Source organism: Psychrobacillus sp. NPDC096623 (genome assembly GCF_044762655.1).
Classification (GTDB): domain Bacteria; phylum Bacillota; class Bacilli; order Bacillales_A; family Planococcaceae; genus Psychrobacillus.
The window spans coordinates 595,925-619,771 of the sequence record NZ_JBIWER010000002.1 but is presented as its reverse complement, the minus strand read 5'-3'; the positions used below and the strand labels follow the sequence as shown (position 1 = coordinate 619,771).

The 23,847-nt window shown below is 37.4% G+C and carries 18 protein-coding genes; 5 read left to right on the top strand and 13 right to left on the bottom strand.

Annotation, left to right across the window (positions count from 1 at the left end):
- Nucleotides 1-4: 4 nt before the first annotated feature.
- Nucleotides 5-4,537, bottom strand: coding sequence for a glutamate synthase large subunit (gene gltB, locus ACIQX2_RS07780; protein ID WP_402848205.1), 4,533 nt, complete (start codon nt 4,535-4,537; stop codon nt 5-7).
- Between the two features lie 121 nt (nt 4,538-4,658).
- Between gltB and gltC the strand changes: the two genes are divergently transcribed.
- Nucleotides 4,659-5,561 carry a glutamate biosynthesis transcriptional regulator GltC gene (gene gltC / locus ACIQX2_RS07775; protein WP_402848203.1) on the top strand — a complete coding sequence of 301 codons (903 nt, stop codon included), beginning with the start codon at nt 4,659-4,661 and terminating at the stop codon, nt 5,559-5,561.
- Nucleotides 5,562-5,847: 286 nt separating this feature from the next.
- On the opposite strand, the gene ACIQX2_RS07770 is transcribed toward gltC, so the two are convergent.
- The 3 genes from ACIQX2_RS07770 to pxpA are packed head-to-tail and all read right to left on the bottom strand — an operon-like array spanning nt 5,848 to nt 8,648.
- The gene (locus tag ACIQX2_RS07770) at nt 5,848-6,621 is read right to left on the bottom strand and encodes a putative hydro-lyase (protein WP_402849150.1); all 774 of its coding nucleotides are present in this window, start codon (nt 6,619-6,621) and stop codon (nt 5,848-5,850) included.
- 35 nt (nt 6,622-6,656) lie between these two features.
- Nucleotides 6,657-7,874 (bottom strand): NRAMP family divalent metal transporter, encoded by a 1,218-nt coding sequence (locus tag ACIQX2_RS07765; protein WP_402848201.1) that lies wholly within the window; start codon nt 7,872-7,874, stop codon nt 6,657-6,659.
- Nucleotides 7,875-7,886: 12 nt separating this feature from the next.
- Entirely contained in the window at nt 7,887-8,648 is a 762-nt protein-coding gene (pxpA, locus tag ACIQX2_RS07760; RefSeq protein WP_402848199.1) for a 5-oxoprolinase subunit PxpA, read from the bottom strand.
- A 249-nt stretch (nt 8,649-8,897) separates the two neighbouring features.
- On the opposite strand from pxpA, the gene pxpB reads away from it, so the two are divergent.
- Together pxpB and ACIQX2_RS07750 are read left to right on the top strand one after the other, a co-directional pair.
- Nucleotides 8,898-9,626 carry a 5-oxoprolinase subunit PxpB gene (pxpB, locus tag ACIQX2_RS07755; protein ID WP_402848197.1) on the top strand — a complete coding sequence of 243 codons (729 nt, stop codon included), beginning with the start codon at nt 8,898-8,900 and terminating at the stop codon, nt 9,624-9,626.
- Nucleotides 9,623-10,603: a 5-oxoprolinase subunit C family protein gene (locus ACIQX2_RS07750; RefSeq protein ID WP_402848195.1), complete on the top strand. Its 981-nt coding sequence runs from the start codon at nt 9,623-9,625 to the stop codon at nt 10,601-10,603. Before pxpB ends, ACIQX2_RS07750 begins: the two co-directional genes overlap by 4 nt.
- A 9-nt stretch (nt 10,604-10,612) precedes the next feature.
- Here the strand turns inward: ACIQX2_RS07750 and ACIQX2_RS07745 are convergent, their stop codons facing one another.
- The 6 genes from ACIQX2_RS07745 to ACIQX2_RS07720 form a co-directional block, all read right to left on the bottom strand.
- Nucleotides 10,613-11,377, bottom strand: coding sequence for an IclR family transcriptional regulator (locus tag ACIQX2_RS07745; protein WP_402848193.1), 765 nt, complete (start codon nt 11,375-11,377; stop codon nt 10,613-10,615).
- A gap of 15 nt (nt 11,378-11,392) precedes the next feature.
- Nucleotides 11,393-12,292 (bottom strand): DMT family transporter, encoded by a 900-nt coding sequence (locus ACIQX2_RS07740; RefSeq protein ID WP_402848191.1) that lies wholly within the window; start codon nt 12,290-12,292, stop codon nt 11,393-11,395.
- Between the two features lie 617 nt (nt 12,293-12,909).
- Complete coding sequence (locus ACIQX2_RS07735; RefSeq protein WP_402848189.1) at nt 12,910-14,286, bottom strand: GntP family permease; 1,377 nt, start codon at nt 14,284-14,286, stop codon at nt 12,910-12,912.
- A gap of 72 nt (nt 14,287-14,358) precedes the next feature.
- The gene (gene pdxA, locus ACIQX2_RS07730) at nt 14,359-15,372 is read right to left on the bottom strand and encodes a 4-hydroxythreonine-4-phosphate dehydrogenase PdxA (RefSeq protein ID WP_402848187.1); all 1,014 of its coding nucleotides are present in this window, start codon (nt 15,370-15,372) and stop codon (nt 14,359-14,361) included.
- 3 nt (nt 15,373-15,375) lie between these two features.
- Nucleotides 15,376-16,677, bottom strand: a complete 1,302-nt coding sequence (locus ACIQX2_RS07725) for a four-carbon acid sugar kinase family protein (RefSeq protein ID WP_402848185.1) — start codon at nt 16,675-16,677, stop codon at nt 15,376-15,378.
- The gene (locus tag ACIQX2_RS07720; protein ID WP_402848183.1) at nt 16,674-17,438 is read right to left on the bottom strand and encodes a DeoR/GlpR family DNA-binding transcription regulator; all 765 of its coding nucleotides are present in this window, start codon (nt 17,436-17,438) and stop codon (nt 16,674-16,676) included. Before ACIQX2_RS07720 ends, ACIQX2_RS07725 begins: the two co-directional genes overlap by 4 nt.
- 232 nt (nt 17,439-17,670) lie before the next feature.
- Between ACIQX2_RS07720 and ilvA the strand changes: the two genes are divergently transcribed.
- Together ilvA and ACIQX2_RS07710 are read left to right on the top strand one after the other, a co-directional pair.
- The gene (gene ilvA, locus ACIQX2_RS07715) at nt 17,671-18,933 is read left to right on the top strand and encodes a threonine ammonia-lyase IlvA (protein ID WP_402848179.1); all 1,263 of its coding nucleotides are present in this window, start codon (nt 17,671-17,673) and stop codon (nt 18,931-18,933) included.
- Nucleotides 18,934-19,097: 164 nt separating this feature from the next.
- Nucleotides 19,098-20,576 carry a catalase gene (locus ACIQX2_RS07710; protein ID WP_402848176.1) on the top strand — a complete coding sequence of 493 codons (1,479 nt, stop codon included), beginning with the start codon at nt 19,098-19,100 and terminating at the stop codon, nt 20,574-20,576.
- 299 nt (nt 20,577-20,875) lie between these two features.
- Here the strand turns inward: ACIQX2_RS07710 and ACIQX2_RS07705 are convergent, their stop codons facing one another.
- The 3 genes from ACIQX2_RS07705 to ACIQX2_RS07695 are packed head-to-tail and all read right to left on the bottom strand — an operon-like array spanning nt 20,876 to nt 23,708.
- The gene (locus ACIQX2_RS07705) at nt 20,876-21,673 is read right to left on the bottom strand and encodes an ABC transporter ATP-binding protein (RefSeq protein ID WP_402848174.1); all 798 of its coding nucleotides are present in this window, start codon (nt 21,671-21,673) and stop codon (nt 20,876-20,878) included.
- Nucleotides 21,666-22,697: an ABC transporter permease gene (locus ACIQX2_RS07700; protein WP_402848172.1), complete on the bottom strand. Its 1,032-nt coding sequence runs from the start codon at nt 22,695-22,697 to the stop codon at nt 21,666-21,668. Before ACIQX2_RS07700 ends, ACIQX2_RS07705 begins: the two co-directional genes overlap by 8 nt.
- 18 nt (nt 22,698-22,715) lie before the next feature.
- Nucleotides 22,716-23,708 (bottom strand): ABC transporter substrate-binding protein, encoded by a 993-nt coding sequence (locus ACIQX2_RS07695; protein WP_402848170.1) that lies wholly within the window; start codon nt 23,706-23,708, stop codon nt 22,716-22,718.
- Nucleotides 23,709-23,847 lie beyond the last annotated feature (139 nt).

Below are 23,847 nucleotides of genomic sequence, written 5' to 3'. Positions count from 1 at the left end.
CTCCTTATTTTTTTGCTAGAGCTTTCGAATCTTCATTCTTCACATTTGAAGTTGCTAAAAATGCTTGCATAGCAGCAGCATCGTCTGTTAACCCTTGCACTTTAAATGACTGGATTTTATCCAGCATTTTTTTATAATCATTTGGTACAACCTTTACAAATCGACTAGATGCTTCATCCCAGTTATCCAATAGATTCATTGCTTTTGTACTTTTCGTGTAATAATAATGATCCATTATTAATTGGCGTACAGAGTGTAGTTCACCTGTAGTTTGAATTTGTTCAAATCCTATCATTTCTGTATTACACTTATTTTTAAACCCATTCACGTCATCCACAAGTACATACGCAATCCCGCCAGACATTCCTGCCCCGAAATTTTTTCCTACATCCCCTAAAATTACAGCGCGGCCACCTGTCATGTATTCACAGCCATGATCCCCAATACCTTCTACGACAACATCTACTCCACTATTTCGAACTGCAAAGCGCTCCCCAGCACGTCCGTTGATAAATGCAGTTCCACTTGTTGCTCCATAAAGCGCAACATTTCCAGCAATCACATTTTGTTCAGCTTTACCTTGAATCGGGGCTGTTACAATTAATTTCCCACCAGATAGTCCTTTTCCAAAATAATCGTTTACATCGCCTGTAATATACATCGTCATTCCCTTTGGAACAAATGCACCAAAGCTCTGACCTGCTGCCCCTGTAAATCTTAAAACGATGGAATCATCAGCTAACCCTCTTGCGCCATATTGTTTGGAAATTTCACTTCCAATTACTGTTCCTACAACACGGTCTCTATTAGTTATAGGGAAATTGAGTTCCGCCTTAGACTGACTTTCTATTGTTTTTTTCAGTTTGGGTAGTAAAATCTTCATATCAAATGATTCTTCAATTTGATGATCCTGTTGTGTTTTCCATGTTCTCGGACCTTTAGCTTGATACAACAGAGAATCTAAGTTTAGTTGTTTAGCTTTCCAATGCGATTTAGTACGTTCGCTGACCTCTAACACATCAGTTCGACCAACCATTTCTTCCACCGTTCTAAATCCTAGTAATGCCATGTATTCTCTAACTTCTTCCGCTACAAATTTCATGAAGTTAACGACATAATCTGCAGTTCCTGTAAATTTTTCACGTAGTTCTGGATTTTGCGTGGCAATTCCTACGGGGCAAGTATCTAAATGACACGCACGCATCATAATACAACCCATTACAATTAGTGGTGCCGTTGCAAACCCGTACTCTTCGGCACCGAGTAAAGCTGCCATTACAACATCTTTACCTGTCATTAATTTACCATCCGTTTCTAACACTACGCGATCTCGCAAGCCATTCAACATTAACGTTTGATGTGCTTCAGCAAGTCCTAGCTCCCATGGAAGGCCGGTATGTTTAATGCTCGTTTTAGGTGATGCCCCAGTTCCACCATCATATCCACTAATTACAATTACGTCAGCTGCTCCTTTAGCCACCCCCGCTGCAATTGTTCCTACGCCTGATTTTGCAACAAGTTTAACACTAATCCTAGCTGCTCTATTGGCATTTTTTAAATCATGTATTAATTGAGCCATATCCTCAATGGAATAAATATCATGATGTGGTGGTGGAGAGATTAAACCAACTCCAGTTGTAGAACCACGGACATCCGCAACCCAAGGATATACTTTATTGCCTGGTAATTGCCCACCTTCTCCAGGTTTTGCACCTTGAGCCATTTTGATCTGTAATTCATTTGCTTGAACGAGATAATGACTTTTTACACCAAATCGGCCAGATGCAATTTGTTTAATAGCACTACGTCGATTGTCTCCATTTGCATCAAGTTCATAACGGCTCGGGTGTTCTCCGCCTTCTCCGCTATTGCTTTTTCCACCGATTCGATTCATCGCAATAGCCAATGTTTCGTGCGCTTCCTGACTAAGTGAACCATATGACATGGCCCCTGTTTTAAAGCGTTTAACTATTTTATCAACGGATTCTACTTCTTCGAGTGGAATTTTTTTAATCCCTTTTTTAAAAGTAAGTAGATTTCTTAAGAAACCAATACGCTCTTCATTGGCCATTTCTGCATACTGTCTATATAATCCATAATCGCCTCTTCTAGTTGCCCATTGGAGCGTATGAATCGTTTTAGGATTGAATGCATGATGTTCTCCCGTACTTCTCCACTGAAAATCACTTCCTGATTCTAGTGATTTACCTGCAGAAGTAACTGCTTGTTCATGTCTATTGATAGCTTCCTTCGCAATTGTAGCTAAATCAATTCCACCTAGTTGGGAAACTGTACCAGTAAAATAACGCTCAATTACGTCTTTACTAATACCAACAGCCTCAAAGATTTGAGCCCCACGGTAACTCTGGACAGTGGAAATCCCCATTTTAGACATCACTTTTACAACACCATCTGCAATTCCTTTACTATATTTAGCAACTGCTTCTGAATAACTACTCGTTATATGTCCATCTTGTATAGCTTCTCCAATCGTGGCATAAGCCAAATAAGGATTGATCGCATCTACACCAAATCCAATGAGTGTAGCAAACTGATGTACCTCACGCACTTCACCAGACTCCAAAATAATACTTACTTTCGTGCGATTGCCGGTTCGCAGCAAATACTGGTGTATATGACTAGCTGCCAATAAAACCGGAATTGTTTGCTGCTGTTCTGAAATTTGTCTATCCGAAAGTATGAATAGGGAGGTTCCATGTTCTATCAACTCATCTACTTTTTTAGAAAGAATTTCTAAATCCAACTCTAAATATTCCGACATATTTAGTTGGAGAACTGTACTAGTAAAGGACTCTATATTATTCTCTTTTAATTGTGCTAATTGACCATTTGTTAAGATAGGCGTATCTAAGAAAATCCTTTTAGCATTTGAGGCATTTGGATGTAGCAAATCTCCTTCCGCTCCAAGCAGTGTCATCGTTGAAGTTACAATATGTTCCCTTATCGAATCAATAGGGGGATTAGTAACCTGAGCAAAAAGCTGTTTAAAATAATTGAACAACGACTGCGGACGATCTGATAACACCGCTAAGGGAGTATCGTTCCCCATCGACCCGATCGGATCCTTTCCTTCAATTGCTATCGGAATCATATACTTATGCACATCTTCAAACGTATAACCAAACACTTTTTGACGGAATAACAAGTCATCTAGCTGTTCTATTTTTTCTTCCGATACAGGAAGCTTATACATATTTTCTGTGAGCCATTGTTGATAAGGTTGAGCTTTTGCTATTTCCGTTTTTATTTCTTCGTCAGATATTATTCTTCCTTGCTCCAAATCAACTAACAGCATTCTTCCAGGGCTTAGACGTTCTTTATACAAAATATTCTCTTCATCTATGTCCACTACTCCAACTTCAGAGGAAAACACGATATAATCGTCTTTTGTTACAAAATAACGTGCTGGCCTCAATCCATTACGATCTAAAATGGCACCAATCTGTTTTCCGTTTGTAAAGGAAATTGCGGTTGGACCATCCCATGGTTCCATTAAACTGCTATGATATGCATAGAAAGCTTTCTTTTCTTCCGTAATATGGGGATTCTCGGTCCACGGCTCTGGTATAAGCATCATAGCGGTGTGAGCAGGAGTTCTGCCAGCTAAAACAAATAATTCAAAAGCATTGTCGAGCATTGATGAATCACTACCATTTGTATCGATAATTGGAAGCAACTTCGATAAGTCATCACCAAAAGCTTTTGAAACAAATTGTTGTTCTCGAGCTTTCATCCAGTTTATATTGCCACGTAATGTGTTGATTTCACCGTTGTGAACAATATAGCGATTGGGATGTGCTCGCTCCCAACTCGGAAACGTATTAGTACTATATCGAGAATGAACAAGTGAAAACGAAGAAGTGAATAATTCGTCCTGTAAATCGACATAAAACAAATCGACCTCTTCCGGAGTTAACAGTCCTTTATAAACAATCGTTTGACTTGAAAAGCTAGCACAATAAAATTTAAGACTTTGAAGTTCAGCCCAATGTTCGGCTTGTTTGCGTATGATATATAATTTACGTTCAAAAGCCATTGATTCCATTTCATCATTTGACCTGATAAAAATTTGACGAACGAATGGTGCAGTTTCCTTCGCTTTATCACTTAAACCACTTACATCGATTGGCACAGTTCTCCATCCGATAAGCACTTGCCCTTCCGCAGCTATCAATTCGTTTATTTTTTGTTCAATTTGTTTACGTTCGTTAGAATCGTTTGTAAAAAATATCATACCGACTCCGTATTTACCTTTTTCCGGTAAATCCCATTCGTTACATACAACACGAAAAAAGATGTCAGGTATTTGAACCATTAATCCAGCTCCATCACCTGTTTTCCCATCTCCACCTCTTCCAGCGCGATGCTCTAAGCGACATAACATCTCAAGTCCTTTTTTTACGATATCGTGTGTTGCATTACCTTTTATATGTGCGTATAAACCTATTCCACATGCGTCATGTTCAAAAGTCGGATCATACATACCTTGTGCTTGCGGTAGTTGGTGAAATGTCATGTTTATACCTCCTTTTAAACTAAAAAAATATCTTAGGAATATTGTATGTTTTCAAAATAATATAAACAATATATAATTTGGATATAAATCATCTAATTTCGAGATAGATAAGGAGAATTCGATGGAACTACGCCAATTGAGGTACTTTAAAGAAGTTGCAGAAAGGGAGCATATTTCAGATGCTTCAGTCCATTTACATGTTGCACAGTCCGCAGTTAGCAGACAAATAGCGAATTTAGAAGATGAGCTGGGAGTACAATTATTCGAGCGAATTGGTAGAAATGTAAAGCTTACACCTATTGGTAAGATTTTCTTAGAGCATACCCTATCTGCGCTCCAAGCCATTGATTTCGCAAAGAATCAAATTGATGATTATTTAAATCCTGAAAAAGGAACGATTAAAATCGGCTTCCCAACAAGTTTAGCAGGACACTTATTACCAACCGTAATTTCTGCGTTTAAGAAAGAGCATCCAAATGTTGCCTTTCATTTGCGTCAGGGATCATACAACTATTTAATAGAAGCTGTGAAGCAGCGAGAATTAAACTTGGCTTTTCTGGGTCCATTGCCTCCAAAGGACAATAGCTTAAACAACACGATTCTCTTTACGGAAAAATTCTCGATTTTAGTGAATGCCAATCATCCATTTGCTGAAAGAGATAAAATTCCACTTATTGATTTGCGAAAGGAAGATTTTGTTCTTTTTCCCGAGGGTTATATTATGCAAAAGTTAGTTGTGGAAGCCTGTAATTCTGTAGGATTTTCTCCAAAGGTTTCTTCGGAAGGTGAGGATATGGATGCGATTAAAGGATTAGTCGCTGCAGGAATCGGACTGACTCTATTACCTGAAAGCACTTTTTATGATTCTACCCCGAGATTTACGAAGAAAATCCCAATTGAGATGCCAAATATACGAAGAACAGTCGGTATCATAAGCCCAGCGACACGCAATCTATCGCCTTCCGAAGAAATTTTCCACGATTTCGTCATTCATTTCTTCTCACTGCTTGGGCAATACCAATAGTAACTTTGGTCCTTGAATAAATAAAAATTAAATGACGATGATTTCCGCTCTAGTCGGTCGCTTTCCGTGGGGCACGGCTCGAGCCTAAAGTCTCTCCCTCGTGCTTTCCCACTTGAGTCGCCGCCCTGTGCTCCAATCAAAAAATGATGATAGCTAATCACTCATCTTGCAAAAACGTCCACATGTAACGGAAATCATAGGATTATTCGTTGTTACTAGTATCAAAAAAAATGCTGTTCATCACTACTGGCATGAACAGCATTTTTTGAAATTATTGATTTACTTATTATAGAACACTAAGTTTTTCGTCCTTCAGATCACTAATGAACATACAACCCGGTGCATGCGTAATCATAATCGAAGGTTTACTTTGCATGGCCACTGCTTGAGGAGTAACTCCACAAGCCCAAAACACTGGAATCTCCCCATCTTTTATCGTAACCGAATCACCAAAATCTGGTTTTGATATGTTAGTAATTCCAATTTGAGATGGGTCCCCAATATGAATAGGAGATCCATGTACGCCAGGAAATCTCGATGTAATTTGTACGGCTCTAATTGCATCCTCGGAAGACATAGGTCTCATACTAACTACAGTCGGCCCCTCAAAAATACCCGCCTTTATGCTCTGAATATTCGTTTTATACATCGGCACATTACAATTCTCTTCGATATGTCTTATAGGAATTCCAGCTTCTAGTAACGGTGTTTCAAAAGTGAAGCTACAACCTATAAGGAATGCTACCATATCATCTTCCCAGTAATTTGTAATATCGGTTACTTCCTCTACGTATTCACCGTCTTTATATACTCGATAACTTGGGATATCTGTGCGTAAGTCTGCGCCATCAGCAATGCCATTTGGTCTAAAAGACCCTAAATCAGTCACATCAATTAAGGGGCATGATTTTGGATTCCGTTGGCAGAACAATAAGAAGTCAAAAGCATATTCCTTCTTCAATATAGCTAAATTTGCTTGTGTGTATCCTTTCGACATACCCGCTGTTGGTCCAGTTATTTTACCCGTCCGAATCAATCTTCGAATCTCACTAGGTGACATAGAATTATATCTATTCACTAAAATCACACTCCTATTTATTTGAAAAGCAGTGGAATTTGTTCGATTAGCGTCATAATACCTAATACACCCATAACTATCGTTACCATTCCCCCACCGATTGCCATCCAAAGAGGATGTTTATATTCTCCCACAACTTCTTTTTTATAAGCTCCTATTAATAAAGTACCTAATGCTAAAGGTAAAATTAATGCATTAAGTGCACCAACTAATAATAGGACGTTAACAGGTCTTCCTATAAATGCAAAAGTAAAAGTAGATACAATAATAAATAATATAATTACCCAATTATGATATTTTTCGATCATTGGATGGAATGAGCGAATAAATGAAACAGAAGTATAAGCTGCCCCTACAACGGAAGTAATAGCTGCTGCCCACATGATTACACCAAATATTCGATACCCAATTTCACCTGCTGCTAGATTAAAAACAGATGCAGGTGGATTCGCTGGATCGATTGACAGCCCCTGTGAAACTACGCCAAGTACAGCGAGGAATAAAGCAATACGCATAATACCGGTTACTGCAATTCCCGTTACCGAACTCTTCGTTACATCTGGTATAGATTCAATTCCTTTTACACCCGCATCAAGAAGTCTATGTCCTCCAGCAAATGTAATATATCCACCAACAGTACCTCCAACTAATGTAACGATTGCAAAAATACTAATTTCACTAGGTACAAATGTTCTAACAATCGCTTCTCCAACTGGTGGTGAAGTTGTAAATGCTACATATAGCATAAGCAATATCATCACAAAGCCCGCAACTTGCGCCACTTTATCCATTGCTTTTCCTGCTTCTTTAACGACAAATATGAAAATAGCAAACACTGCACTTATTACCGCACCAGTAATCGGATCGATTCCAAGCATAGCATTCAACCCTAATCCAGCACCAGCAACATTTCCAATATTAAAAGCCAATCCACCCATTACAATAAGAATGGCCAATAATACTCCAAGGCCAGGTACTACTTTATTTGCAATCTCTTGTCCACGAAGACCAGAAACAGTAATAATTCGCCAAATATTTAATTGGGCAAACACATCTAATATTAAGGAAATTAAAATAACAAACCCAAAGCTTGCTGCCAATTGTTGAGTAAATACAGTTGTTTGTGTTAAAAATCCTGGTCCAATGGATGAAGTGGCCATTAAAAAGGCTGCGCCTAACAGGACGCTATTTGTAGCTTTCTTATTATCCACCGGCAAAATATTTTGTTTAGACATTTTCCTTACCCCCTAGTCTACTAATGAAGAAATAGTAATACTGTTTCTCTCTAACGTTTCTTTAATCTGCTGAGCAAATGCCACAGCATGTTGTCCATCCCCATGAATACAAACTGTATCGGCTTTTATAAGTACTTCGGAGTTTTGTTGGGAAGTAACTTTCCCCTCCTTGACCATTTTCACAACCTGCTCAACTGCTGTTTGGGTATCCGTGATCATTGCATCACTTTTCTGACGAGATGTCAGTGTACCATCAGATTGATAGGTACGATCTGCAAACACTTCATGAGCAGTTTGTAAACCAATTTTTTCACCAGCTAAAGTTAATTCACTATTAGCTAGTCCAAATAGTACCAAAGATGAAGAGACATCATAAACTGCTTTTGCTATGGCTTCTGCAAGTTCTTTATCTTTTGCAGCCATATTATATAAAGCTCCATGAGGTTTTACATGTTGCATCTTTTCACCAAAGGTATCTAAAAATGCTTGCAATGCTCCAATTTGATAAACCACCATATCATAACCCTCTTGTGGAGAAGTTTTCATCTCTCTGCGTCCAAAGCCATTCAAATCCGGTAATCCTGGATGTGCACCTATTTTCACTTTGTGTTCTATTGCTAGTTTTACTGTTTCACGCATTACACTTGGATCACCTGCGTGAAAACCGCATGCGATATTTGCAGATGTAACATATTTCAATATTTCTTTTTGTTCACCTAGCTTGTAACGACCAAAGCTTTCACCAAGATCACAGTTTAAATCTACTCGAAACAATTTTAATCCCCTCCTAGTTGGTCTACTCCCTATAATTAATTCCGAATTACGGAACTATAGTTTTGAAACTTAAAAAAAGTTTAACACAGTTCGATTATTCTGAATAGATATTATTTTAAGTAATCTATTTTGATAGGATATATTATCAAAGCTTGTAATTTATGTTTAGACAATTATAATAATTTATATAATTCATTTCTAAGAACCTATGTACCGAAATTCGAAACTAAAGGAGCTGTTCCTTACTTCATGAACTATCAGCCATTAGAACTCCACATAAAACCTTTAGGGGATTCAGCTTTAATCGTCCAATTAGGAGAAGGAATAAGTTTAACACTAAATAAAAAAGTAAAAAGTCTATCAGCTATCATTTCGAGAACACCATTTGGTGGAATTATCGAACTTGTTCCTGCCTATAACAATATAACTGTCTATTACAATCCCTTTGTAGTGCACAATTCCTATCCTGGATCGACTGGTGCCTTTGATAAAGTAGCAAACCATATTAAAAAACTAGCATTGCAAATAACAGAAGAGGAAAATACTGAGAAAAGAATTGTTGAGATTCCAGTTTGCTACGGAGGTGAATATGGTCCTGACCTAGCGCATGTAGCAGAATTACATCGTATGTCCCCCGAAGATGTTATAAATATTCATACAAATAGTGAATGCATAGTTTATTTGCTTGGTTTCGCACCAGGATTCCCTTTTATGGGTGGTATGGATGAAAGAATAGCTACTCCTAGAAGAGAGACTCCTAGATTATCTATACCGAGGGGATCTGTTGGAATAGCAGGCAAACAAACCGGCATTTATTCTTTAGAAACACCTGGTGGGTGGCAGATTATTGGTAGGACACCATTTGATTTATTTCTACCAACGGAGTCCCCTCCTACTCTTTTACAAGCTGGTGACCAAATACATTTTGTATCCATTACACATGAGGAATACGTAGCATATGAGGAGCGAAAAAAATGACTATAGAAGTACTCCATCCAGGTCTGTTGACTACTGTACAGGACTTAGGCAGATATGGATCCCAGAGATATGGTGTGATTGTAGGTGGAGCAATGGACACTTACTCATTAAGGCTTGGTAATATCATAGTAGGAAACGCTGAAAATGAGGCCGCTCTTGAAATCACATTGTACGGAACTACCCTACACTTTAAAACAGATACGCAAATCGCAATTACCGGTGGGGACTTCTCTCCTACTCTCAATGGTGTCCCGGTACCTTCATGGAGCCCAGTTGTTGTCACGAAAGATTCTGTTTTAAAATTTCATTCAGCCATTAAAGGAAGCAGATCTTATGTCTCATTTGCAGGTGGACTTAATCTAGCAGAGGTTATGGGAAGTAAAAGCACATACTTGCGTGCTAATATTGGAGGCTTTAAAGGAAGGTCACTACAAAAAGGTGATATTCTAACTTTTAATAAGGCCATTAGTTTGGACAATGAGCTGAATAAAAGAAATGATAATGCTCAATGGAGTATAAATTACAATGATTTAATAAAATTTGGAAAACACCAAGTTATTCGAGTTATGCAAGGGACAGAATATGATCGTTTCCATCAAGAAAGCCAAAATAATCTATGGACAAAACTTTATACTGTATCTGTTCAGTCAGATCGAATGGGCTACAGATTAGAAGGACCCTCCCTCTCACTTTCGGAAAACTTTGAGCTTCTTTCTGAAGGAGTTACATTTGGGACAATACAAATACCTCCAAATGGTCAGCCTATTATACTTATGGCTGACAGACAAACTACTGGAGGTTACCCTAAAATTGGTCAAGTGATTACTGCAGATTTGCCAACACTAGCACAACTTCAACCGACATCGACTATTCAGTTTAAAAAGGTCACACTAGAAGAAGCTGAGAATGCCATGATGCAAAATGAACAAAAGATCAATCTAATTAAAAAAGCAATAAATTATAAACTCAACCAATGAAAAAACCCTTCAATTTTTATTGAGGGGTTTTCTGTATCCTAACTTTTTCGAAATTTCATCTGCAGCTTTTATTACTTTATCAGCATAAAAATCAATTTTATCACTCTGGTAATTTGCCTCGATGCCGGCAATGCTTAGACCTCCTATTATCTCTCCTTTAAAATCGAAAATAGGAGCCGCAATTGCTGATGTGTAATTTTCTAACTCAGAATGACTAATGGTATATCCCTTTATCCGAGTTTCTTTTATAGTATTTAATAATTTTTCTTTGCTGGATATTGTTCCACTCGCAATCTTTTCCATCTCCACTTGACTAAGGTATTCATTTATTTCTTGATCCGGTAAGTAGGATAGAATAACCCTAGCACATGCACCTGCATAAAGCGGACTTCTTCTACCGATTGCAGTATATAAACGAACTTTTTGGTATACATCCACTTTTTCAATATAAATCGCTTCATTCCCCTGACGAATGATTAAATTGATCGCTTCTTTAAGTTCTTTATGTAATTCTTGCATGATATTATAAGCAATTTGTCTTAGATTTAATCTGGAAGCAACAAGGTTACCATATGTTAGAAACAATAAACCTAAACGATATTTGGAATCAGCACCTTTTTCCACAAAACCCATTTCTTCTAATGTAAGCAGCATTCGATAGACAGAAGTTTTTGGTATCATAGAGAGTTCAATTATCTCTTGGAAAGTCAGTTCATGATGTTCAATAAATAAATTTAAAATATCCAGTGAACGAACGACGGTCTTATTTTTCATATACTCACCTTCTTATTAGCTTATCTTCTTATAATCGATAAGTTTCTTTTTACTTCTATAGTTTACTATAAAAATACTCAATCCAACCATAATTAGACCAAGAACAAGTAGATAGGTAACTGGCTCATCAAGGAATACCGCTCCTAAAATTACCGCAATAATTGGCACCATAAAAGTAAAGGATCCGACTTTACTAGCTTCCCCCTCTCTAATAAGCTTGTAATAAACTAACTGAGCTAGAGGAATTCCAAGGATGGAACCAAAACTTAATGCCCCAACATATTCACTATTCCAAACGATATCAGAAAAGTCTTCGAAAATACCACCGAATATGATTAACACAAATCCACCTATTATACATTGCATGGAAACCATCCAGAATGCATTAACCTGCTGACTCACTTTCTTAACGTAAATCACACCTAATGCCCAAAAGATGGCAGTCATTAACCCTAGAACTACACCAATTACAGATACATGAAAAGTCAACCCATCCAGGCTTACAATGGCAATTCCGATAAACCCTATTAACAACCCAATAATCTTTCCGGGGGTCATAAATTCTCCTAACCAAATCCACGCAAAGAGACCTAAAAGAACAGGTTGAAAGTAAACTAGAATGGAAAATAATCCACCAGGTAAAAAGTTTAACCCTACTGTTTGAATCCCAAAAAATAAAGTTGTATTTAATAATGCAGAAATACTATAAAAGCGCCAATTTTCACGCCATTTTATCTTATCTCTTTTGTTATATAAAATAATTGCTAAAAAAACACCTCCAAGTGTAGCTCTCATACCAGCAAACAATATAGGTGGTGTAAACGGTAAAGCTATTTTATATATTGGCCAACTTGCTCCCCAAACAAAGATTAAAAACAAGAGAAGCATTGTGGACTTTTTAAAAACGTTTTTCAAACCTACTACTTCCTTTCAATAAATACATCCGAACTTAATAATCACTCTAAAACACTATACACCTTTTAAATCAAACCATCTATAAAATATTTCTTCAAACGACAAAAAAAGGACGCTCGCAATGAACGTCCTCTGTCATATTAGTTAAACAAAAATATCTGCAATTAATATAGCTATTAGTGAAGCATCTCATGCTAATGTTACTAGAACTGACTACACCATAATTTGTTCTTTCGTATTTGTAATACCAAGAGAACGGTTAACAACCCAGAAAAATGTATCACTAAAGTAAGAGATTACTATAGCACTAAGTGGATCCGCTTGTGCTGCGAAATTACACTATTACCTGAAAGCACTTTTTATGATTCTACACCGAGATTCAGGAAAAAACCCAATAGAGATGCCAAATATTCGTCAGAAGAAATTTCACGATTTCATCATTTATTTCTTCTCGCTTCTCACAGTGATAGTCAAGAAAATAATGTATGATTTCTTATGACATTTCCATTCAATAATAAACACAATATTTTATAATAAAAAGAGCTTGCTGTTGCAAACACAAAGAAATAGGACCGCAAACTATATTGCGATCCCAACTTCATTGAATTTATATACCATTAACCAGCAATTGTATTAGCAATCACTAACATGATTAATGCTGTAAACCAAGCTAATGTTGTTGGTACTGACCAAACTAAAATTTGTTCTTTCAATTTAGAAATACCAAGCATACGGTTAACGACCCAGAACATGGAGTCATTAAAATAAGAGAATAACATTGCACCTAGCGCAGCTGCTTGTGCAGCAAGAGCCAAATTAACATCTAAATTTGCAAGAATTGGCGCTGAGATGGAAGCAGCTGTTATCATTGCAACTGTACCACTCCCTTGTATTAAACGTACAATGGATGCGATGAAGAAAGGCACTAATATTGCTGGAAGGGGTAATCCCGCAATTATTTCAGCAAGGTAATCACCAGTACCACTCTCACGTAACACTGTACCTAAAGCTCCACCAGCACCTGTTACAAGTAAGATAATACCTGCAGTAGTCATGCCTTCTTCCATTCTGTCTAGTGCTTCTTCACGCTTCATGTAATTTGCCAAGCCGTAAATAGCTGCCACTAACCCTAAAGCCAAGGCAATAATTGGTTGTCCTAAGAATAATACATAATCCCAAGCTCCACCAGTGAACTCTAATGCAGACAAAGTAGTGTTTAAGAAAATTAATATAATAGGTAATAAAATTGGGAAAAAAGATTTAAATAGTGAAGGAAGTTCTTTTTCACGATCAGCAGATGCCGTTAAAAAGTCGTTATACACCATTTCAGATGGTTCTTTACGAATAAACCCTTCTCCATTCTCTTCAGGGATTTGATAAATTCTTTTACCAAGCCACTTAGCATATAGGACCCCAACAATTATAATTGGCACAGCAAAAATTAGACCCCAAAAAATCATTTCCCCTATATCAACACCAAAGATCCCTGCAACTCCTAAAGGACCAGGCGTTGGAGGCACTGCATGGTGAGTGGCTACTAAACCGATAGCTAATGCAACACCTAAAGTAACAACCGACTTTCCAGTCTTACGTGATAAAGACTTAACTAATGGATTTAAAATAACAAAAGCAGAGTCTACAAAAATCGGTATCGAAACGATATAACCAGCAATAGCCATTGCCCATTCTTCTTTTTTCTTTCCGACCAAACGGATTAAAGAATATGCAAGTTTTTCTGCTGCTCCAGTAACTTCTAAAATGCGTCCCATCATAACACCTAAGCCTACAACAATACCAATTGAAGCTAGAGTATTACCAAAACCAGTAGTAATGGAGTTTACAACTTTAAGTGGTTCCATACCTCCTATCAATCCAGTAATAGATGCAGCAATTATTAAAGCTAAGAATGCATGAATTTTAGTTTTTAATACAAGTAAAATTAGAACTGTAATACCAATTGCTAAACCCAGTAACATTTGCATTTCTAAAGTCATTCCCATGTAACCCCTTCCATTTCTCTATTTAAAGGAGAAGGAAAGCCTTATGCTTTCCTTCTATTAAAATACTTACAATGATTCACGAGTAAATTTTGGTGCATATTCAGCAGCAAGTTTGATACATTCGTACATACTCACTTCAGATGCAATATTTTTCCAAGCAATATCAAATGCTGTACCATGGTCAACTGATGTGCGTAGGAATGGAAGACCATTTGTAATAGAAATAGTACGGTGGAAATCCGTCATCTTCGCTGCAATATGACCTTGATCGTGATATAGAGAAAGAACCGCATCATATTTCCCATTTAATGCTTGGAAGAAAACTGAATCAGCTGGAACTGGACCATATGCATCAATTCCATCTGCTTTCGCAAGCTCAACACCTGGCTTAATTTCTTCCACTTCCTCCATACCGAATAGCCCGCCTTCACCTGCATGGGGATTTAAACCTGCAACTGCAAGCTTACGATTTTCAACGCCTAGACGTTGTAAAGCTTTGTCACATCTGTTTAAGTAATCACGAACTCTTTCTTTTGTCATTTGTGTGATTGCTTCTGCTACCGACACATGACGAGTCAAGAAGAAAATACGCATTCCATTTACTTGGAACATTGTAAGCGGATCTGGAGCCCCACCTAAATCCTCTAACATTTCTGTATGACCGATATATGGAACATTAGCTGCTTTTAATGATTCTTTGTTGATCGGTGTAGTAGCAATTGCTTTAACTTCACCAGCCATCGCAAGTTCCACTGAACGTTTGATAAATTCGAATGCGGCTTGTCCGTTTTCTGCTGAAACTTGTCCAGGCTCAAAATTATCTATACTGATATTAGCTAAATCGATTACATCAATTGTTCCAAATTCATAAGAACCTTCAGCAGGCGATGTAACTACATTAACCTTTAAATTTACTTCTGTTACCTCAATTGCTTTACGAATAATGTTCGCATCTCCAACTACTAGCGGTTTACACATTGTATAAAGCTCTTCTTTTGCCAAGGATTTAACAGTAATTTCTGGACCAATACCGGCCGCATCTCCCATAGGAATCGCAATAATTTCTCTAACTGTAGTCATTTCCTAAACACTTCCTTCTTCTTTTTTGTTTGTTAAGAACCTTACACATTTATAGATAGAGTATTTATCCCCTACCATGCCACCTTTAGTTATTACAGGAATGCCATCAAAGGCCCCTCCTATAAAATGACCATACGCCGCTAAAGGCAGTACTTCATCCTGCAAACCTATAGCTTGCGCATTACTGACAGAACATAAAGCAGCTGTCACATCTCCACCACTGGAAAACATTCCATCTATTGTATGCTCTGTTTGGTCAATAACACTATGAGTAACACGAGCCAAACCTTCCGTCAGGCGTTTGGCAAGCTTTTCTTCTGTTACCCCTTCCCTAGCAGCAATTTCATTTAAGTTTAATTTCCCTGCGCCAGGTGCATAAGTAGTGATAATCAGAACTTCTTGGTCATCCAGTTTACTAATTGCTTCTTTCCTCGCCCGTTCGATTTCTTCGTCCCATGTATTAGTAATTGAAGCTAGCGCCTCCGTATTAACATACACTGGATTAGCATTTTTCTTATCAATTAAGTAATTTAGCTGTCTACCAGTTAATGGAGTTATACTACCTACTGTCACGATGAATTTGTTCGTTAATACATGTTGATGAGCAATCATACGACTGTATGATGCGGATAATGGACCTGGATCTACTGGTACAAAAACTACACCATCAATAGCGGCCATCGATTCAGCTATATGATCTATCTCTTCATTGGTCACAGCGTCCACAATAATAATTCTATTTCCTGCCTCAATTTGTTTCATCATCTCTAAATGAATACTATTTTTCCCTTTTAAAACTCTTCCTAATCCAATATGAGAAACTGGATACTTGCTTTGTTCAGTCATAATCGTTGGTACATGAGAAATTGTAATCGGATTCATCGGATCCTTTGCAACATCTGTAGATTCCACAGGGACACCATCTACCAATAGGTACCCTCCAGATACAATTCGTCCTGAATCCGGATAAGAAGTAACGACTACTGCTACACTTTTTTCACCTAAAGCATCTAATAATGTGTCAGTTTCTACCCCAAGGTTTCCACGTACAGTACTATCGATACGCTTACAAAACACACTTGCACCCCATGTTGAAAGCTGTTCATATGCACTTAAAACCCTTGTTTGTGCTGCACTAGGTGCACAGTATCTGCTATCTGTATCTACACTGATGGAGGTAAACCCACCGATTGTTGGTACTTCCCCACCAAATACAACGGTAGCACTATTAAACCCGTTTTTAGAGAGTAGCACTCCAGTTGCATTAGCTCCAGTTAAATCATCTGCAATAATTCCAACTTTCATTTTTTCACACCCTTTATAAAGCTAGTCATTTCACTGTATATTTCTTCCACTTCTACTGGAAGTGTTTGATCAGTTATTATAGCGGTGACTGAATCTATACTTGCAATTTTAGCAAACGCTTTCTTTCCAAACTTCAGTGCATCTACTACTAGATAAACTACTTCACTGCTATTAATCATCTCTCTTTTAATAGAAGCTTTTTCCAATGTAGCAGAAGTAATACCTAAGGTTGAATGAACCGCATGTGCACCCAGAAATAAAATATCTACATGGATTTCTTTTAACATGTTTTCTGCGTAAGTTCCAAAAACGGCTCCAACACCATTTTGTATTTTTCCGCCTAGCATTATGACTTCAACTTTACTGTCCATCAATTCCGCAGCAATTTTGATATCATTTGTAACGATAGTAAGATTTTCTTTTCCTTTTAAACGTTTGGCAATCTCAAAGTTTGTTGTTCCAGAATCTAGAAATACTTTCATGCCATCTTTAACTAATTTTATAGCTATCTCGGCAATTTCTACTTTTTGTGGGTGAGCCTCTGAAATTTTTTGCAGGTAGCTCTGTTCAGCAATAATAGTCTCAGGTATTGCAGCCCCCCCGTGCGTTCTTATAAGTTTTTTCTGCTTTTCTAGTTCATCTAAATCGCGACGAATTGTCATGGCAGAAACATCAAGTAAATTTACTAAATCTATAATATCCACTTTTCCCTTTACAGCAAGCTCTTCAAGGATACGTTTCTTTCTTAAAACTGGAGTCATACTTATTCTCCTTTTCATAAAAACGTTTACTATGAACATAGTATGTTCGATTCAAACATTAATGTCAATATAATTTGCTTAATTAATACACAAAATGTTAAATACGAACAAAATAATCTTTAAATTTATTAAACTATTTAGAATTATTGGTATTAAACCTAGCATTTCAGTGATGTAGTGTGTTAAACTATAGTAATGATTTTTACAAAAAAATTGGAGGTACGTCCCTATTATGCAATTAACAGATATAAAATCTATTCAGGTCGAAAACGTACTTATTGCACATCAGTTTTTAAAAGATGTCGTCTACCATACTCCCTTACAAAAAAACGAGTATTTATCTGAAAAATATGGAGCATCTATTTATTTCAAACGGGAGGATTTACAACATGTCCGCTCCTTTAAATTACGTGGTGCTTACTATAAGATTAAAACCATTGAAAAAGAGGCTAAGGAAAAAGGTGTAGTCTGTGCAAGCGCAGGCAATCACGCCCAAGGAGTAGCATACGCATGTGCACAATTGGGAATCATAGCGAAAATTTTCATGCCGCTAACAACACCTTCACAAAAGATAGATCAAGTGAGAATGTTTGGACGTGAATTTGTAGAAATTATTCTAGCAGGAGATACTTTTGATGATTCTGCAGAAAGTGCAACAGCTTACGCAGAAGCAGAGGATAGAATTTTCATACATCCTTTTGATGATCTTGATATTATTGCTGGTCAAGCTACTGTAGCAGTGGAAATTATGAATGATATCGAAGTGCCAATAGATTTTCTTTTTGGAAGCATCGGGGGTGGAGGGTTAATATCTGGACTTTCTACATATGTAAAGAACGTCTCTCCATCCACTAAAGTTATTGGAGTGGAGCCTGCGGGTGCTGCTAGTATGAAAGCTGCTTTTAAAAACGAAGGGCCTGTCATGTTAGATTCAATTGATAAATTTGTCGATGGCGCAGCCGTAAAATGTGTCGGAAAACTATCCTATGAACTAAGTAAAAAATACGTAGATGATATCGTCCTTGTGCCAGAAGGAAAGGTATGTACAACTATTTTAGATTTATACAATAAACATGCCATTATTGCAGAACCTGCTGGTGCGCTTTCCGTTTCAGCATTGGACTTTTTTAGAGAAGAGATTAAAGGAAAATCTGTAGTTTGTATTATTAGTGGAGGAAACAATGATATTGGTCGTATGCAAGAAATTAAAGAAAAGTCTCTAATTTATGAAGGATTACTATATTATTTCATCGTAAAGTTCCCTCAAAGAGCAGGAGCCTTACGCCAGTTTCTTGACAAAGTTCTTGGTCCAGATGACGATATTACTACTTTTGAATACACAAAGAAAAATAATAAAGAAAGTGGTCCTGCTCTTGTAGGCATTGAACTGAAAAATAAAAACGATTATTCCGGCATTCTTTCACGCATGAATGAGAATGGTTTTTCTTATAAGGAAGTAAACAAGGACAGTACATTATTTGAATTACTTATTTGACGAAAACCCGTGTAGCATCAACGTTTATAACGATTTGATGTTACATTTTTTATTATAATAAACTAAAGTTTTTTAAATCTCCATACTTCAAATCTGGCAATATATTCTTCCGTTTGATATAATCATTATTGTATTATAAATATTCTAATCTAGGGGGAAATTGAATGACAGAAAATCAAAACAACAACAAATTGACAACTGCAGCTGGTGCACCAGTAGTAGACAATCAAAACTCGCAATCAGCTGGACCACGTGGACCATTACTATTACAAGATGTGTGGTTATTAGAAAAGCTTGCTCATTTTGATAGAGAAGTAATACCTGAGCGTCGTATGCATGCTAAAGGATCAGGTGCTTACGGTAAATTTACTGTAACTCATGATATTACACAATACACTTCAGCGGCTCTTTTCTCAGAAATCGGTAAAGAAACTGAAATGTTCGTTCGTTTCTCAACGGTAGCTGGTGAACGTGGAGCTGCTGATGCAGAACGTGATATCAGAGGATTTTCTATGCGTTTCTACACAGAGCAAGGTAACTGGGATTTAGTTGGTAACAACACTCCTGTTTTCTTCTTCCGTGACCCACTTAATTTCCCGGATTTAAACCATGCAGTTAAACGTGACCCACGCACGAATATGCGTAGTGCTAATAATAACTGGGATTTCTGGACTTCCCTACCAGAAGCACTTCACCAAGTAACAATCGTAATGAGTGATAGAGGTATTCCGAAATCTTATCGTACAATGCACGGATTTGGTAGTCACACATTCAGTATGATCAATGCTAACAACGAACGCGTTTGGGTTAAATTCCATATGCGCTCTCAACAGGGTATTGAAAACTTAACGGACCAAGAAGCAGTTGAAGTAGTTGGTGTAGACCGCGAAAGCCACCAACGTGACCTTTTCGATAATATCGAGCAAGGTAACTTCCCTAAATGGAAAATGTACATTCAAGTTATGACAGAAGAGCAAGCAAATAACATGCCGTACAATCCATTTGACTTAACGAAAGTTTGGTACAAAAAAGACTTCCCTCTTATCGAAGTTGGAGAATGGGAACTAAACCGTAACCCTGAAAACTATTTTGCAGAAGTAGAACAAGCTGCTTTCACACCAGCAAACGTTGTACCTGGTATAAGCTTCTCTCCAGATAAAATGCTTCAAGGTCGTTTATTTTCATATGGAGATGCGCAGCGCTATCGTTTAGGTGTTAACCATCACCAAATTCCAGTAAACTCACCAAAATGCCCAGTACACTCTTTCCATAGAGATGGAGCAATGCGTGTGGATGGAAACAAAGGTGCAACTCTTCATTACGAGCCAAACAGCTATGGTCAATGGAAAGCTCAACCAGAATATAAAGAACCACGTTTACCACTTCACGGGGACGCTGGCATTTGGGACTTCCGCGAAGATGATGATAATTATTACGAGCAACCTGGTAAACTGTTCCGATTGATGAGCCCAGAACAACAAGAAGTTCTTATTGATAACACAACACGTAACATGGATGGCGTAGAAGAATTTATTAAGATTCGTCACATTATTCACTGTTACAAAGCTGACCCTGCTTATGGACAAGGACTTGCACAAGCAATGGAAATTCCATGGGGCAATATCGAAGCTGCAATGGCATAATTTGAAATTTGTAAAGTGGCGGGTGTAACAAATGTTACGTCTCGCCACTTTTTATGTTCTTTAGGAGACTATAATACTATGGCATGTGGAAAACTTTCTACAAGTCATTACCTGTCCAGACTCCAATGCTTTTGTTATATTTACTTGCTTTCATAAGGAGTATAATTGCTGATCATTATAGGTTACTCTCGCTTCATCCTCTTTTACTTGCGTTTGCATCCTATTTAATCGAGGAAACGAAATCTTATCCGATTTTTCAGCAAAATAAAAGAGCAGCACTTGGCTACTCTATTACTTCGTTAGGATGATAATAATGTACGGTCACTTGTAAATTTCTCACCGCGAATGCGTTGGAATTCTTCCATTAGATTTTCAATCGTTAGATTTTTCTTCTCTTTTTCTCCAACTTCCAAAATAATTTGCCCTTTATCCATCATAATCAAACGGTTGCCCAAGTCTAATGCCTGCTGCATATTATGTGTGACCATGAGTGTCGTTAGATTATCTTTTTTGACAAGCTTTTCCGTCAAATTCGTTATTAGCTCGGCTCTGGAAGGATCGAGAGCGGCAGTATGTTCATCTAATAATAGTATAGAAGGCTTTGTGAATGTAGCCATTAAGAGCGATAATGCCTGACGCTCGCCACCTGAAAGTAAACCAACCTTTGCATTTAATCGATTTTCTAGATTTAAATGCAAGCTTTCCAGTGAGTGAAGGAAGAATTCTTTTCTTTGCTTATCTACTCCAACTTTCAGGCTTCTTTTTTTATTTCTAGAGTAGGCGATTGCTAGATTTTCCTCAATTGTCATCGTAGGTGCAGTACCGGACATTGGATCCTGAAACACTCTTCCGATAAAACGTGAACGTTTAAACTCCGGTAGTTTTGTTACATCATTTCCATCGATTATCATTTGTCCGAAGTCTGGAGAAAGAGCACCTGAAACCATATTTAACATCGTAGATTTACCAGCACCATTACTACCGATTACCGTAACAAAATCACCAACGTTTAAATGCAAATTTATTTGATCTAATGCAATTTTCTCATCTGCAGTACCCTCATTGAAAATCTTGTTAATATTTTTTATTTTAAGCAAGGTTTTCACTCTCCTCACTCTTGATCAATTGTTTAGATTCACGTAAAGCATGTCGTTTTACTTTCCTGCTTTTTTCACGACGTTTTTCAAAATACTGCGGTAAAATTAAAGCTATAATTACAATGACCGCCGTGATAAGCTTCATATCACCCGGATCCATTATTTCAACTCGAAGCGCTAAAGCTAAAACGATACGGTAAATAATAGCTCCTGCAATTACAGCAAGCGTCGTTCGAACAATTGTCTTCGTACCGAAAATCGCTTCTCCAATAATAACGGAAGCAAGACCGATTACAATCATCCCAATACCTAATCCTATATCCGCAGCTTTCGTATACTGCGCTATTAAAGCACCAGAAAATGCAACGAGTGCATTGGAAAGACCTAAACCTAAAATGACAAGAATGTCTGTATTGGCAGAAAAGCTACGAATCATCTTTTTATTATCTCCGGTAGCTCTAATTGCCAAACCAATTTCTGTTTTTAGGAACCAATCAAAAACCATTTTAATGATAATTATTAAAATAGCTACTATTACTACAGTTCCCCACGTCTTAGGTACGTATTGAACTCCTAATGAAGACAAGAAACCATTGATTCCTTCATCTATTCCTAAACTTCCCCACCAACCATAAAATTGACTAAACAGCGTTTCTGAGTTCATTAATGGAATATTTGGTCGTCCAACAGAATTTTCAACAGTGAACCCCATTATTCGTAAATTGATGGAATACAAAGCAATCATCATTAATATTCCGGATAGTAACGGGTTGATCTTTCCTTTCGTGTGTAACAGACCAGTCATACATCCTGCTAAAAAACCTGCTAAAATAGCAACTACTGTTGCAATTGCTGGATGATAACCGAGCACAATCATGGCTGCTGCAGTTCCCGCTCCTGTGACAAAACTACCATCTACAGTTAAGTCAGGAAAATCTAGCACTCGGAATGTCAAATAAACGCCGAGTGCCATAATTGCATATATAAATCCTTGTTCAACTGAGCCAAAGATTGCTGAAAACATAATACATCAAACTCCTATCTATTCCACAAATTCTGATTCCCATTCATCTTTTACTTCAATTCCAAGGGCATCAACTGTATTTTTGTTTAAAACAAATTTTATGTTTTGTGGATATTGGACTGGTAATTCTGAGGGAGTACTTTCACCTTTTAGAATTTTCACTGCCATTTCACCAGCTTCATAACCGATATCGTAGTACTCAAATCCATAAGCTCCTAGACCGCCGCGTTTTACTGAATCGAACTCCCCTACCATCATAGGAAGCTTGTGCTCGTTGGCAACTTCAACAACAGATTCCAGTGCCGACACAACTGTATTATCTGTAATGATGTAAAGTGAGTCTACTTTACCTATTAATGACTCTGTTGCTTGTTTAACCTCTGCTGAAGTAGAAACCGAAGCTTCCACTACATTTAGTCCAGCCTCAGCCATTTGTTCTTTTACTGCGTCCACTTGTGAACGAGAATTTTGTTCTCCTGAATTGAAGACCATCCCTACATTTTTGGCACCTAGCTCATCCTTTAGAAAAGCGATCGTACTCGGAATTGCGTCTGGTTGTGTATCAACCGTACCGGTAACATTTCCACCTGGACTCTCCATTGAATCTACAAGTTCAGCATCAACAGCATTTGTTACGGAAGTAAATACAATTGGAATATCTTCTGTTTGAGCCGCTACTGCTTGTGCACTAGGTGTGGAATTGGCAAATATTAAATCTACCCCTGAGCTTACTAGATTATTAGCAATTGTTGTATTTAAATTATTATCATTTTGTGCATTTTCTTTTTGATATTCGACTTCAAGACCCGCATCCTCAATCGCTTTTTGAAAACCATCAAAAGCAGCGTTCAATGATGGGTGTTCAACTATTTGGGTAACCCCTATTTTAAATATTTTTGTATCCTCGGACCCCGTATTATTTGTTGAAGTGGATTTTTCTCCACCACATGCAGCTAATATTAATACAGCAGCAGATAAAACCATACCAAATTTTTTCTTTTTACTTTTCATCTTTTTAAACCCCCATTTATACATCCAATACATCAGCGATTCAACTCGCTAAAGTATTTAGTAATAGCAATATTACACTGGAAATGGAGAATAGTCAATAACATTTTGAATTATTCAACAACTGCAATAGCTAATATGA

Excerpts from the sequence above, each read along its gene's own strand:
- ilvA (WP_402848179.1), top strand. The coding sequence starts at position 17,671 with ATGCAATTAACAGATATAAAATCTATTCAGGTCGAAAACGTACTTATT.
- gltB (WP_402848205.1), bottom strand. The coding sequence starts at position 4,537 with ATGACATTTCACCAACTACCGCAAGCACAAGGTATGTATGATCCGACT.
- ACIQX2_RS07735 (WP_402848189.1), bottom strand. The coding sequence starts at position 14,286 with ATGACTTTAGAAATGCAAATGTTACTGGGTTTAGCAATTGGTATTACA.
- ACIQX2_RS07745 (WP_402848193.1), bottom strand. The coding sequence starts at position 11,377 with ATGAAAAATAAGACCGTCGTTCGTTCACTGGATATTTTAAATTTATTT.
- ACIQX2_RS07720 (WP_402848183.1), bottom strand. The coding sequence starts at position 17,438 with ATGACTCCAGTTTTAAGAAAGAAACGTATCCTTGAAGAGCTTGCTGTA.
- ACIQX2_RS07700 (WP_402848172.1), bottom strand. The coding sequence starts at position 22,697 with ATGTTTTCAGCAATCTTTGGCTCAGTTGAACAAGGATTTATATATGCA.
- pdxA (WP_402848187.1), bottom strand. The coding sequence starts at position 15,372 with ATGACTACAGTTAGAGAAATTATTGCGATTCCTATGGGAGATGCGGCC.
- ACIQX2_RS07770 (WP_402849150.1), bottom strand. The coding sequence starts at position 6,621 with ATGTCACCTAGTGAGATTCGAAGATTGATTCGGACGGGTAAAATAACT.
- pxpB (WP_402848197.1), top strand. The coding sequence starts at position 8,898 with ATGAACTATCAGCCATTAGAACTCCACATAAAACCTTTAGGGGATTCA.
- ACIQX2_RS07725 (WP_402848185.1), bottom strand. The coding sequence starts at position 16,677 with ATGAAAGTTGGAATTATTGCAGATGATTTAACTGGAGCTAATGCAACT.
- ACIQX2_RS07765 (WP_402848201.1), bottom strand. The coding sequence starts at position 7,874 with ATGTCTAAACAAAATATTTTGCCGGTGGATAATAAGAAAGCTACAAAT.
- ACIQX2_RS07710 (WP_402848176.1), top strand. The coding sequence starts at position 19,098 with ATGACAGAAAATCAAAACAACAACAAATTGACAACTGCAGCTGGTGCA.
- ACIQX2_RS07695 (WP_402848170.1), bottom strand. The coding sequence starts at position 23,708 with ATGAAAAGTAAAAAGAAAAAATTTGGTATGGTTTTATCTGCTGCTGTA.
- ACIQX2_RS07750 (WP_402848195.1), top strand. The coding sequence starts at position 9,623 with ATGACTATAGAAGTACTCCATCCAGGTCTGTTGACTACTGTACAGGAC.
- gltC (WP_402848203.1), top strand. The coding sequence starts at position 4,659 with ATGGAACTACGCCAATTGAGGTACTTTAAAGAAGTTGCAGAAAGGGAG.